Origin of the sequence: Clostridium sp. AM25-23AC, assembly GCF_003435125.1 — a bacterium.
In the GTDB taxonomy this organism is placed as follows: Bacteria; Bacillota; Clostridia; order Lachnospirales; family Lachnospiraceae; genus Pilosibacter; species Pilosibacter fragilis.
The window spans coordinates 1-13,233 of record NZ_QWGI01000006.1 but is presented as its reverse complement, the minus strand read 5'-3'; the positions used below and the strand labels follow the sequence as shown (position 1 = coordinate 13,233).

Sequence of the window (13,233 nt, the reverse complement as noted above, 5' to 3'; positions counted from 1 at the left end):
TTCAAGCCATACAGGGTGCAAATGTAAAATATCTTATAACATAGGGAGGAAAAAGTCAAGCGACGATGTCTAAAAAAACGGAAGGGCAGGTACTTTTTTAAGTACCACGCCCTTCCGGGGTGTATGTTAATTTAAACCAGTATCAAGCCTCTTTTTTGTGGTAGCACAGATATCCAAACGCCGCCGCAACGCCCACCGAGTAGATCACGAAGGTGCAGGCAAACGGAAGCTTCGCATTCACAGAATAGATAAATCCCGCTGTCAGGGAACCCGCAATACTTCCCAATGACTGGGTCGCGTTGAAGAATCCCATGACGAGGTTCTTCTGCTCCGGCGATGCCTGGTCTGCCACCATGTTCTGGAGAACCGGGACGCTGACGGAATAGCCAGCGTAAACAAGGATACTGAACAGGATGAAGATTCCGATCTTCACGGATATCAATGTTCCGATGGAAGCCAGCGCACAAAACGCTGTGAGAACCACCATAGACTTTTTGACGTTCGTCTTCTTGATGATCCAGATACAGAGACTCATGTTCGCGATAAAGGATACGAAACCGACGCCCGCCTTGATGATTCCGTTGTAGGAGGAAGTCAGACCCAGCTGTGCCTTTAAGTAGTAGTTAAAAGCCTGGTCGAAACCGGTATTTCCGAAGTTGATAAAGATGTTGATCGCAAACAGGAACACGAAAGCCATGCACATGAAATTCCTGCTGTCGATGAACGCCTGGAATGGGTTCGCTTCCTTCATGAGCTGCTTTGCCGGAATATCCTTTAAATTCGCCGTGCTGTCCGGTTCACAGATAAGGAAGAAAGCAATTGCCACCGCGATCAGGGTTCCCGCCTGGACTAAGAACGCCAGACGCACGGAAAACTCGCCTAAAAATCCGCCTATCATGTAGCCGAAAGCGCTGGCCACGCTCTTGATCGTTGCACTGTATGTCAGGTATTTACCCTGGTCTTCCGGGTCTGACTTGTTTACGATATAGGTCAGAAAGCTTACAAAGATACCGCCGGTGAAGAGTCCCGCGAACATTCTCGCGAGAATGATCATGAGTTCCGTCGTAGCGTAGGCAAACCATACCTGGGCCACACCGTATCCCAGACAACAGATCAATAAGGAAAGCCTTGAAGAAATATAGTTATTGATCTTACCCCAGAACGGAGATAACAGGAAGTTTGTGATCAGCATAACTGCTAACGCCACTCCAAACATGTAGTCGTGGAGCTGCAGCTCCTGAATTACCGTCGGTGTGACCGGGTGGGCAAAGTTGGCTGCCAGGTTAAATACGATCATGGCAGTGAAAAAGGCAGCAAATCTCAATTTGTACTTCATAAGCGTTGTCTTCCTTTGTCTTAATTTTCAGTTCCAGACTTCTGTCATTCTTCACGTCCCGCTGAAACTGTTTCGTTTCTTTGCATTTTGCTTTATTTTTGCAGAAAATTCACATAATTCAAGTTTAAACTTATATCCGCTGAATGTCAAGCGCAAACAACCGTATGTTCTCTGTAACACTTTATCAGGATTTTTCTCCCCGCAGCAAAGGCACACCCCAAACATCAGGATGTGCCTATTACTCTTAGCTTTCGTTTTCTATTTTCCCGGCATCTCTGCCATAATTTCCGCCATCTCTTTTAATCCTGTAAACACAGCATCCGGCACCGTGTCAGCGTTCTCCAGATCACCGACCTTCGTCTCCCCGGAGAGCACCAGAATCCCATGGGCTCCATTTGCCACGCCGGTCTTCACATCGGTATAGAGACGGTCTCCCACAAAGGATATCTTCTCCCGCTCGCTTCCCGTGAGTGTCAGCACCATATCCACAGTTTCCTTAAATGGTTTTCCCACATACTTCGGCTGCTTTCCCGTAGACAGTGAGATTGCCGCGCACATAGCACCACAATCCGGGATAAATCCAGCCCGCGTCGGACAGTTGATATCCAGATGTGTTGCCAGGAATACTGCCCCACTCCGGATGTAGGTACAGGCCCTCTCTAACTTCTCGTAGGTCAGAGTCATATCAAATCCGATGACCACAACATCCGGCATATCCTTTGTGAGGAGAATGCCGTTCTCCCGGAAATTTTCCTCCAGGTCCGGGGTTCCAACTAAGTAAACCCTTTTTCCCGGATAATACATTTTCAGATATTCGATCATCACATCGCCGGATGTAATGATCTGATCCCGGCGGATATGGCAGTCCATTTTCGCCAGCTTATCAATATAGGTCCTCGGAGATTTCGAGGAATTATTTGTAAAAAATACATACCGCTTTCCGAGACGTTCCACCTGTCTTAAAAATTCCAGGGATCCGTCCAGGATCTGCGTGTCCAGATAGAAGGTTCCGTCCATGTCCAGGACGAAAAGCTCTGTCTCCTCCAAAAGTTTTTTTCTGTCCATCTTCCCTTTCTCCCTGCCTTATACCTTGAACCGGTATCCGACACCCCAGATCGTCTCGATATACTGGGGTTTCGCGGTATTCATCTCGATCTTCTCGCGGATCTTCTTGATGTGGACTGTAACGGTCGCAATATCACCGATGGATTCCATGTCCCAGATCTTGGAAAACAGCTCTTCCTTCGTGAAGACGTGGTTCGGGTTCTGGGCTAAGAACGCCAAAAGGTCAAATTCTTTTGTCGTAAAGTTCTTCTCCTCGCCGTTTACATAGACGCGGCGGGCTGTCTTATCGATTTTTAAACCGCGGATCTCGATGATATCGTTCACCGGGGTTCCGCTTCCGATGAGTCTCTCGTAGCGGGACAGGTGGGCCTTGACTCTCGCCACCATCTCGCTCGGGCTGAACGGCTTTGTAATATAGTCGTCAGCGCCGAGACCAAGGCCGCGGATCTTATCGATATCGTCTTTCTTTGCGGAGATCATGATCACCGGTGTGTTTTTCGTCTCTCGGATCTTCTTACAGATCTCAAATCCGTCCACTCCCGGCAGCATAAGATCCAGGATAAAGAGGTCGAACTCCTCCGAAATCGCCCGCTTTAAACCGGCTTCTCCGTCATTTTCTATCTCAACCTCGAAACCGGACAGTTCCAGATAATCCTTTTCGAGTTCTGCAATACTCTCCTCATCTTCTACGATCAGAATTTTGCTCATATAAGTTCCTCCTGTTATGGGTATTATATTTTACTGCTGCGCGTCCCCCGCGATCTTTCTGAGTACAAAGTGGATCTCTGTTCCGATTCCCAGCTTGCTGGTGGCCCAGATCCTTCCTCCATGGTCCTCAATGATCTTCTTTACGATGGAAAGGCCGATGCCGCTTCCGCCCTTGCTGGAATTTCTCGAGGAATCCGTCCGGTAGAAACGGTCGAAAATATACGGAAGCTCTTTCTGTCCGATGCCTTTTCCGTTGTCCTCGATCTCCACCTGGACAAAGTCACCCACATCCAGGATCCGGATATTGATGATCCCATTCTTTTTATCCATGTATTTTAAGGAATTTCCGATGATGTTGTTGATGACGCGCTTCATCTGCTCCGCGTCGGCGATCACCATCACGTCCTCATCTACAAAGTTAAAATAGCCAAGCTCGATTCCTCTCGCCTCGAGTTCCAGTCCTACTTCCTCCACACAGTCGCGGAAGTAGTTTGCCACATTGATCTTCGAGAAGGTATACGGGATCTTATTTGTGTCGATCTTTGAGTAGAATGTCAGCTCGTTGATCAGACGGTCCATATCGTTCGCCTTGTTGTAGATCGTCCGGATATATTTATCCCGCTTCTCCGGCGAGGACGCAACACCTTCCATAAGCCCTTCCGCGTAGCCCTTGATGGCTGTGATCGGGGTCTTTAAATCGTGGGAGATGTTGCTGATCAGCTCCTTGCTCTCCTTATCATACTGGATCTTTTCTTCCGTCGATTCTTTCAGACGGATCCTCATTTCCTCGAAGTTCTGGCAGAGCTGCCCGATTTCATCATCGTCCTCCACATCGAGAGTGAAGTCCAGATTTCCGTCGCGGATCTGTTTCGTTGCCTCCTGAAGCTTTCCGATCGGCCATAAGATCGACCGGTAGACCCAGGCTGTCAGCATACCGCCTGTGATAAAAAGGATCAGCACACTGCTGAAGAACATCTCTGTGATCATGGATTTTACCTCCGGGATCACATCCACAACGTTTGTCACAAGGTAGACCGCGATCCGGCTCCCATCTGCCAGTTCAAATTCTCTCTGTTTGATCAGATGTTCCGTATTTTTATCCAGATAATTGCCCCAGGAATCAGAGTCATTGATCTCCGCATAGTCCGATATCTCTCTCTCCAGGCTCGATGCTGTCTCGTCGTTTCCTATATAGATCAGTTTTCCATCCTTCGTCACCATCAGAAAGGAGTGTTTTTCAGTCATCCGGGCGTTCAAGTCGCCCAGATACGACTGGTCCGTGAAAATCTCCGGATCCTTCGCGATCTTTTCTTCGATCTCCTTCTGAATGCTCTCAGTCAGGTGGCTGAATACCCGGATCGACGCGCCGGCAGAGAGATCCACCTGGCCAACGTCGTAGGTCTCCCGGAACACCCGGTTCTGATAGGAACTGAGTCCTAAAATCGAGATATAGATCAAAAAGATCGGTACCACCGTGATCGTCAGAAATGTGATAAGTAATTTTGTACGTATTTTCATGAGCGGCTGCGCGCTCCCTTCTTATTTTTGTCCGCCAGTCTGAGAGGACATACCGGCTTTCTGATCGCTCCGCACTACGTGCTCCTACGTCTGTGCCCCGCACCGGCCAGTGCAAAGCGATCCGGTATCCGATGGGGCAAAGGATCCTTTGACCCCAACAGCATATGATAAGTATAACACAACTCTTGTGGGTAATTTATAAAAGTATTCTAAAAAAGAATGTGCCTTGGCACATTCTCGCGCCTCGCGCGGTCGCTTGCGACAGTCTACATCTTCGCGCGAGTGCGCATTTTTGGCACGTCAGTGCCTTTTTATGTAACAGGGAATTCCTCGGAATTTCCTGTTACATAAAAAAGCGGCGCAGTTTCCTGACCTTTCCGGAAACTGCGCCGCAGCTTTTCGATCATTTCTGTCCCTGAACATTCATGATCGTTCTATTCTTTTTCTCTATTACAGATACTTCTTTAAATCCTCAACCTTGTCAAGCTTCTCCCACGGAAGATCGATATCTGTTCTTCCGAAGTGACCGTATGCTGCGGTCTGCTTGTAGATCGGACGGCGGAGATCAAGCATCTTGATGATCCCTGCCGGGCGGAGGTCGAAGTTCTCACGGATGATCTCGACTAACTTCTCGTCGGATACCTTTCCGGTTCCCTCTGTCTCAACCATGATGGAGGTCGGATGAGCCACACCAATCGCGTAGGAGAGCTGGATCTCGCACTGGTCAGCAAGGCCTGCCGCTACGATGTTCTTTGCAACGTAACGCGCTGCGTATGCTGCGGAACGGTCTACCTTTGTGCAGTCCTTTCCCGAGAAAGCTCCGCCGCCGTGACGTGCATATCCGCCGTAGGTGTCAACGATGATCTTTCTTCCTGTAAGTCCACTGTCTCCGTGCGGTCCGCCGATCACGAAACGTCCGGTCGGGTTGATGAAGAACTTTGTATCTGCGTCTACCATCTCCTGCGGAAGGATCTCATCAAATACATATTTCTTGATGTCCTCATGGATCTGCTCCTGAGTCACATTCTCATCATGCTGTGTGGAAAGAACGACTGCGTCAAGGCGGAACGGCTTTCCGTTCTCATCGTACTCAACTGTAACCTGGGTCTTTCCGTCCGGTCTCAGGTACGGAAGAGTTCCGTTCTTTCTGACCTCGGTGAGACGTCTTGCAAGCTTATGCGCAAGAGCGATCGGATACGGCATGTACTCCGGGGTCTCGTTTGTAGCGAAACCGAACATCATACCCTGATCACCAGCACCGATCGCATCCAGCTCATCGTCTGTCATGTTGTTCTCTTTTGCCTCAAGTGCCTTATCAACACCCATGGCGATATCACTGGACTGCTCGTCGATCGCAGTGAGAACACCGCAGGTATCACAGTCGAAACCATATTTTGCACGGTCATAGCCGATCTCACGGACGGTCTCGCGGACGATCTTCTGGATATCCACATATGCCTTTGTTGTGATCTCGCCCATTACCATAACAAGACCTGTTGTTGTGCATGTCTCACATGCAACACGGCTCATCGGATCCTGTTCCATTAACGCGTCGAGGATCGCGTCGGAGATCGCGTCGCACATTTTGTCCGGATGTCCTTCAGTTACGGACTCGGAAGTAAATAATCTTTTTTCCATTGTAGCTCCTTTCAAGTTGTAGGAAGACCGCACCTGCTCCCCGCAGTTACGGCAAAACAAAAGTCCGCTCATGCTAAGCGGACTTGACTGGTTTACGTGGTCAAATCCTCTTATTGCTCGATTTACTCGCTCAGGTTGGCACCTTCCTGCCCTCTCGCGTCTGCGATTAACAGGGGTTGCCGTGACTTCACCGGTCCTATGTACCTCCATCACTCTGAATAAGGGATATTGCGAACTTTTTTAAGTTTATTGGTAACTATTCCGTACCTTCATAGTCACGAGCAAAAATCCATTCCAGATCAGCTTCGCTGATGGGATTTTTGCTTTCTAGCCTATGTGTTCTTACGGTCAGCGCAGCATGTGCGCAGACCTACTGAATAGTTACGTTTATTATACTGTGAGCCACCCCAAAAATGACCCACGGACTGTATCTTATACGATTCATACGTGAATGTCAAGCGGCAATCGCAAAAAAACCCGAAAATCCTGAGAAATCGGGAAAATTTCCCGGTATACCAGAACCTTCGGGCTTTCAAATTCTCATCAGCCGACTCTCAGTCTGAATTTCTGCGCTTCCTTCTCGGAATCCACGCGCTCGATCACAGCACCGAGAGAGCGGAGTTTCTCTTCAAAATTCTCGTAGCCGCGCTCAACATAGCCGATCTCGTCCACAGTCGTGTATCCATCTGCGGCAAGACCTGCAAGCACAAGAGCCGCGCCTGCGCGAAGATCCGGCGCAACGACCTGAGCCCCTGTGAAGCTTCCGACACCGTCAACGATGGCAACACTGCCTTCCACCTTGATATTCGCGCCCATGCGGGAAAGCTCATCCACGTATTTGAAGCGATTCTCAAAGATACTCTCCGTCACAACACTTGTCCCATCTGCCAGGGCAAGTGCCACCGTCATCTGAGGCTGCATATCGGTCGGGAAGCCCGGATACGGGAGTGTCTTAAAGTTCATGTGACGCTGTCTCGGTTTTCCGACTACGCGGATCTCCTCGTCGAACTCAACGACCTCACAGCCCATCTCGGTGAGCTTTGCGGAGATCGCCTCCAGATGCTTCGGGATCACATTTTTTACGGTAATATCACCGCGGGTGATCGCTGCGGCACACATAAATGTTCCGGCCTCGATCTGATCCGGGATGATCGAATAGTTTGTTCCGTGAAGACGTCTTACACCTTTGATACGGATCACATCCGTACCTGCGCCTTTAATGTTTGCGCCCATACTGTTTAAGAAGTTTGCGACATCAACAACATGCGGCTCTTTTGCCACGTTCTCAAGGATCGTCTCGCCTTCCGCCATCGTTGCGGCCATCATGATATTGATGGTAGCGCCGACAGAAACCACATCCAGATAGATATGACTTGCCACAAGATCGATCGCGTGGGCCACAACAGCACCGCGGACGATCTTCACATCAGATCCCAGTGCACGGAATCCCTTTAAGTGCTGGTCGATCGGACGGCTTCCGATCGTACATCCGCCGGGAAGCGGAACCTCCGCACTCTTATATTTTCCAAGAAGCGCGCCGATAAAATAATATGACGCGCGGATTTTTCTCATATGCTCATCTTCCACGGTCACCGCGTGGATGTTTTCCGCATTGATCTTTACAGTATGGCGGTCAATACGCTCAACCTTCGCTCCAAGATGGCTGATTGCCTCTAAAAGAGCATTGATATCGCTGACATCCGGGAGGTTATCGATCACAACGTCGTCATCGGTCATGATCGCCGCCGCTAAAATTCCCAGAGCCGCATTTTTTGCTCCGCTTATAGTTACTTCTCCTACAAGCGGATTTCCGCCCTTCATGATGTACTGTTCCATTACGCACCTCTATCTATATATCTAAAAAGGGACAAAGCTATCCTGCATTCGTCCCAGCTTGTTTTCGTTATGATTATAACATATCTGGGAAAAATGTAAAGTTTTTCTTAAGGAACGAAACCTATAGGGTTGGCACGCAGCATATGAAATCATACCCCGCTGCCCCAAGCACCTGATTCGCCGTCTCCATGGACAGCACTTCTGTTGCCCCGCTCTCCGGATGATACACACGGACATGTGTCTGGTCATAGCCGGTCAGGTACATGGACGTTCCCTCTCCAGTGTAGGCTAACACCGGAATGTTCTGTCCCACAAAGTATAACACCTGGATGATCGTGCTGCCGGAGGCGTCCAGAAGGAAGGTTCCATCCTCCATCGTCTGGTTTATCTCAAAGGAATCGAGGTAGCGCTCCATCAGCCTTGACGCCGATGTGATATCCCTGATATAGGAAGCGCTCGCCCTGTTTCCGCGCACCCAGATGATCCGGTCACGTCCCGCTGTCACGAATCCCATACTGTTGTACGCCGTCTCCGCCGCGTCCGAGAACTCCACAAACCGTCCGAGGAATCTGCCCCGTCCGTAGGCGTAAAACTCTGTTTCCCTGCAGGCTGCTGTCGCGATCGGCTTTACAGTCTCGCTGCTCTCCGCAAGCTTCGGGGATGTCTGGCGGATCTTCTTTGCCGTCTCGATATCCCTGTCGAGCTGGACAAACAGGACCTGTCCTTTCTGATCCGACGCGTACCAGCCGATATCGTCGGCCTTTCCCGGAAGGATCTCCGCGTTGCAGACCAGCGTGTCCGCGGAATATGTCCCGAAGAATCCGTCCTTGCTTGTCACAGTCTTCATATGGATCCGGCTGTCATTCACAGACACCTCGCGGATCCAGGAACCTGGCTTCTCATAGTGCATCACGGACTTCATCTCCCTGTCCACGATATCGATGCTCTTTAAATAGACTCCCATTACACGGCCGTTGGACATCAGGTAATCCCCGCTGTCTCCGGTTCCGTAGATGCAGTCATTTCCGACAAAGCCGAAAATTCTTGATACGGACCCCGCCTGTCCGCCGAGCTGGGCCTTGTCCCCGGTGTCGAGATCCATGATCTGGATCGTCTGGGAATCCCAGATTCCTGTATTTTCCTGCCATGCCGCCCGGGAGTGATCCGCGCTGACCGCAAACTGGGCCTTTGTGAGACCGGAAGCAAGCGCCACATACTCCAGGCTCTTCAGATCGATCCCGTAGATTCCATGGTCCATATAGAAATAGAAGATTCCGTTCGTTCCGCGGTGTGCGAGGACGGAGAGATCGTCCTTCAGCTCCTCAAAAGGTTCCGTGGATGGAATAAAAAATTTCTCCTCCAGGGCATTCTGGTCCATCGCATAGTGATAGTAGGCGATTCCCGTGCTGCCCTCATGGGTTCCGCGGTTCATTCTTCCGTAGACGATAAAATCGATTCCGCCGTCCTCATCCACAGAAAGGATCTCGACGCCATGTTCCGGCACGTTGTCACGGATATCGTCGGATGCCGCGCCGCCGAAGGCGAACACTCTGGCTCCAACATTCTCGCCACTGTCGTATGCCCACAGCTCCCGGCCTGTCACAAACGCTGTGTACTGGCCCCCAGCACTCTTTACGGCATGGACTCCGTCACCGTTTCCGATTCCCAGAATGATCCGTTTTCCAGAGAACAGATCGGAATCTCCTGTGAAGAGCTCCGTCATGGTCCTCTCGTAATCCATCATGTAGATCCGCTGGGATGCCCACTTCATTGTAAAGTTTTCTGTCACCTCGTAGGTTTCCGTCTTCTCGCCATCCTTCGCCGTCACATGAGTCGTGATCTCCACATTGGCGAGATTTCCGGACAGTTCCTTTAATTTCGTGTACGCCTCACCGGTCCGCTCCACGCCCAGAGAACCCCATGTGAGCTGGGTGAAAGTGTCTTTTAACGTCACAGTTCCCAGTGCCGAACTGTTTGCGCTGGGGGATGTCTCCATATACATGGCCAGGCTCTGGGCATCGCTGTACTTGTATGTCTTTGAGGAAAACTCCTCCGCCAGTGCCAGCATCTCGTTCACATGGCCCTGGTCCTGCTCCACGATCCGCATGTAATACCAGGCCTCGGATCCGTCGGGAAGACTCGCGCAGACGCCGAGAAGATACTCTTTTCCTGTCTCAAGAAGATTCTGGATCAGAAGCTCTGCACTTACGGCATTTTCGCTGTCTCCATTTTTGGCTGCATCAAGAGATGTGACCTGGGTGCGCTCGATCAGATCTTCTGTGTCGAGGCTGCGGATCTCATAGCGCAGTCCCTGGATCTTTGTCGTACCGGCAAACCGTACCTTGAGTTTCCGGTCTTCCGGAAGTACGATCAGGCTGCCGCGGTCTGCGGTCACACCGCGCTCCTCCGTCTGGCCGAACACCGGCGCCATCTCCCGGTGTCCCATCGTCGCATAGAGTACCGGAAATTTCGCTTTCTCCATCGCCGTGTACTCCGTGATTCCATGCTCTTCTTTCTTCCCAACTGGGTGTATAAAATAAACGATCACTGCCGCCACAAAAATAAGCAGCAGGATCATGACTTTCTTGCCGGTCTTCATCTTACTGTTCCTCGCTCTGTCTATCTGTCACTGCTCTGATTTTCCATTCTGTTTAAGATCCGTCTCCTGTAGATCTCATTTATAAACAGTACCTGTAAAAGATCCTGTCCTTCTTTACCACCTGCGGTCTCCTCCGGATGGCGCTGTCTCACTTTTGAAAGCTCCCGGTATAAGAATTCCCGGTCCGGGTATTCGTCATACATGGGACTTCCAGGGTATTCCAGAAGATCGCATGCCTCCTCCGCCAGGATCTGGTTCTGCTTTGCCGATGCCGGATAGAGACCTCGAAGATAATCTATCTCTGACCGGGATTCATTTCCGGTCAGCTCCGTTTTTCCGCTCTGCTCCTCTCTACGGTAAAGCATCCAGGGGACTTTCTTTGGCCCTTCGGACGAACAGGTCCTTTCTGGGTTAAAAATTCCGTAACCCTTTTTTACTTCCAGGGGATATCCCCGGTAAATCTTCTCCATAAAAACGTTCCCGCTCCTTTGCTGATCCCTATACAGGATTATCATATGCAAAAAGAGCGGGAAAGCTACCATTTCACTTTACTATGATCGTACCATGATCGGCTGATCAGGCTGTTCTTATCTGTTTGCAGACAATATTGTAAACGTACATCCTCTCAGCGCAATGCTCTTAGAACAGTTTCTTCGGGTAAACGCCTGCATCTACCAGCTTCTGGATTGATGCGACAACTGCCGGTTTGTCTTCCTTATAAGTAACTCCAAACCATTTATCCTTTGTCTCAAGCACACGGACAGTTCCTTTTCCACTGTGGATGCACTCGTCGATCACTGCCGGAAGAAGATACTCCGCCTTCAGATCTCCCTCTTTCACATTAGAAAGGAACTCCGGGAATCCTTTTTCCAGTTCCTTTACGAAGGATGCCGGGAGACCGAACATGTTCATGGAGACATGCTGATCTTCTGTCACGGTAACCGGATTCCCGTCGTGGTCTGCCGCGTGCATGCCGTCCTCGGCCTTATATACATCATATGTCTCTGTGACCTTGGAGAGGTATCCATTATTGTCCACAGTGCACACGCCGCGGGTTACAGGACCGTTTTCGCTTAAGGTGTTGGAGAGGATAAATCCTGCCATACACATATCGAAGGTGTCCTTCGTATCATCCATCTCATTTACCATGTAATCATGGACGATCCTGAAACCTTCTTTTCCGTAATAGTCATCTGCATTGATGACAAGGAACGGCTCCTTAATTAAATTTCTCGCCGCAAGGATCGCCTGACCGGTTCCCCACGGCTTCTTTCTTCCTTCCGGAACAGAAAATCCCTCCGGGAGATCGTCCATCTCCTGGTACGCATACTCTACCGGAGCGATCCTCTCGATACGGTTTCCGATGATCTCCTTGAAATCCTTTTCCAAATCTTTTCTTATAATAAAGATAATTTTATCAAATCCTGCTTCCAGGGCGTCATGGATCGAATAGTCCATAATGATCTCACCGCTCGGTCCAACCGGGGCAAGCTGCTTGATCCCGCCGCCAAAACGGCTTCCAATTCCTGCTGCCATGATGACAAGAGATGTCTTTTTCATGTAACAGTCCTCCTTTATCTGATGATTCTTCTCACACTCACTTGAAGACATCATAACACAAACCCCGTGGGTTTTCAATCAGACAAGTGCTTCCCCGCGTTTTTTAAGAAAATCGTAACTGTTATTTTACTTATATATTCTCGAATTTTTATTCATAATCTGCGAACTTCTTCTTTGTGATACCGGATTCTGTAAAACAGCTTTTTCTGTGTGGCAGGAAGCTTGAAAGCTGCGCTTTAAAGTTCGATCATGTCGATCAGTTTCTGAAGTTCGTTGATAAACATGGATGTGTGATATCCGTCAGCGGCTGCGTGGGCGATGTTGACGCAGAATGGCATTGTAAGTATCCCGTCATGCTCTGTGAACTTACCGCAGGTAATAATTGGAAACAGCATCGGGGTTCCGCTCTCTGTGTAGGCGGAATAACCAGTAAAGTTTAACCACGGCACCATGGAGATACAGTAAAAGTTCTGTGGCTGTCCCGGTTTTGCCTTTACGGCTTTTACGTCTTTGTAGGTCTCCATGTCATCTCTCATATTTTTATAGAAGGTTTTAAAGTCTTCCGTGTATCCGGTCCAGACATCGGAGAAGGTATGGTCATCCTCATGGAAGATCGTATAATTCGGATGAAGGATATCGTAGTATCCCGGATTTCCTTCCTTGTCCCGTCCCATGCGGAATTCTTTTGTCACTGCGATCTGTTTTGAGACACAGTAGACAAAGGCAGGATAAAACTTCAGTCCTTTTTCTTTTACCTGCTGGTGCAGCTTCGTGATATCTAAGGACACAGTCACACTGTAGCCGCATTTTAACAGGTTTGTATAATAATCATAATGGGAGTTTCTCTCCCAGGTGGTTCGGTCGATCGGTGTAAATTTCATATGAATCTCCTTTAAAAGTACCCGGATTTTCTTTTCTATAAAACTGGTAATTAACTTAACCTGTTGTGCTATTTCAAATAAAACGTTTAAAA

At 49.5% G+C, this 13,233-nt stretch carries 10 protein-coding genes and 1 riboswitch; all 10 genes read right to left on the bottom strand.

Annotation, left to right across the window (positions count from 1 at the left end; all coding sequences use genetic code 11):
* Positions 1 to 142 precede the first annotated feature (142 nt).
* A complete protein-coding gene (locus DW677_RS05180) occupies positions 143 to 1,336 on the bottom strand; it encodes an MFS transporter (RefSeq protein WP_015553245.1) in 1,194 nt (397 codons plus the stop codon).
* 258 nt (positions 1,337 to 1,594) lie between these two features.
* The gene (locus DW677_RS05175; RefSeq protein WP_117566612.1) at positions 1,595 to 2,401 is read right to left on the bottom strand and encodes an HAD-IIA family hydrolase; all 807 of its coding nucleotides are present in this window, start codon (positions 2,399 to 2,401) and stop codon (positions 1,595 to 1,597) included.
* 18 nt (positions 2,402 to 2,419) lie between these two features.
* Complete coding sequence (locus DW677_RS05170; RefSeq protein WP_015553243.1) at positions 2,420 to 3,109, bottom strand: response regulator transcription factor; 690 nt, start codon at positions 3,107 to 3,109, stop codon at positions 2,420 to 2,422.
* A gap of 30 nt (positions 3,110 to 3,139) precedes the next feature.
* The gene (locus tag DW677_RS05165) at positions 3,140 to 4,627 is read right to left on the bottom strand and encodes a HAMP domain-containing sensor histidine kinase (RefSeq protein WP_117566611.1); all 1,488 of its coding nucleotides are present in this window, start codon (positions 4,625 to 4,627) and stop codon (positions 3,140 to 3,142) included.
* Between the two features lie 450 nt (positions 4,628 to 5,077).
* Entirely contained in the window at positions 5,078 to 6,265 is a 1,188-nt protein-coding gene (gene metK, locus DW677_RS05160; protein WP_015553232.1) for a methionine adenosyltransferase, read from the bottom strand.
* Positions 6,266 to 6,372: 107 nt separating this feature from the next.
* A riboswitch (SAM riboswitch) is annotated at positions 6,373 to 6,490 on the bottom strand.
* Between the two features lie 318 nt (positions 6,491 to 6,808).
* Positions 6,809 to 8,101 (bottom strand): UDP-N-acetylglucosamine 1-carboxyvinyltransferase, encoded by a 1,293-nt coding sequence (locus tag DW677_RS05155; protein WP_015553231.1) that lies wholly within the window; start codon positions 8,099 to 8,101, stop codon positions 6,809 to 6,811.
* A 121-nt stretch (positions 8,102 to 8,222) separates the two neighbouring features.
* On the bottom strand, positions 8,223 to 10,700 hold the full coding sequence (locus DW677_RS05150) for a cadherin-like beta sandwich domain-containing protein (protein ID WP_117566610.1): 2,478 nt from the start codon (positions 10,698 to 10,700) through the stop codon (positions 8,223 to 8,225).
* A gap of 20 nt (positions 10,701 to 10,720) precedes the next feature.
* Entirely contained in the window at positions 10,721 to 11,065 is a 345-nt protein-coding gene (locus DW677_RS05145; RefSeq protein ID WP_133304035.1) for a hypothetical protein, read from the bottom strand.
* A 274-nt stretch (positions 11,066 to 11,339) separates the two neighbouring features.
* Positions 11,340 to 12,260: a sugar phosphate nucleotidyltransferase gene (locus DW677_RS05140; RefSeq protein ID WP_117566609.1), complete on the bottom strand. Its 921-nt coding sequence runs from the start codon at positions 12,258 to 12,260 to the stop codon at positions 11,340 to 11,342.
* Between the two features lie 236 nt (positions 12,261 to 12,496).
* Complete coding sequence (locus tag DW677_RS05135) at positions 12,497 to 13,141, bottom strand: chloramphenicol acetyltransferase (protein WP_015553227.1); 645 nt, start codon at positions 13,139 to 13,141, stop codon at positions 12,497 to 12,499.
* Positions 13,142 to 13,233: the final 92 nt, after the last annotated feature.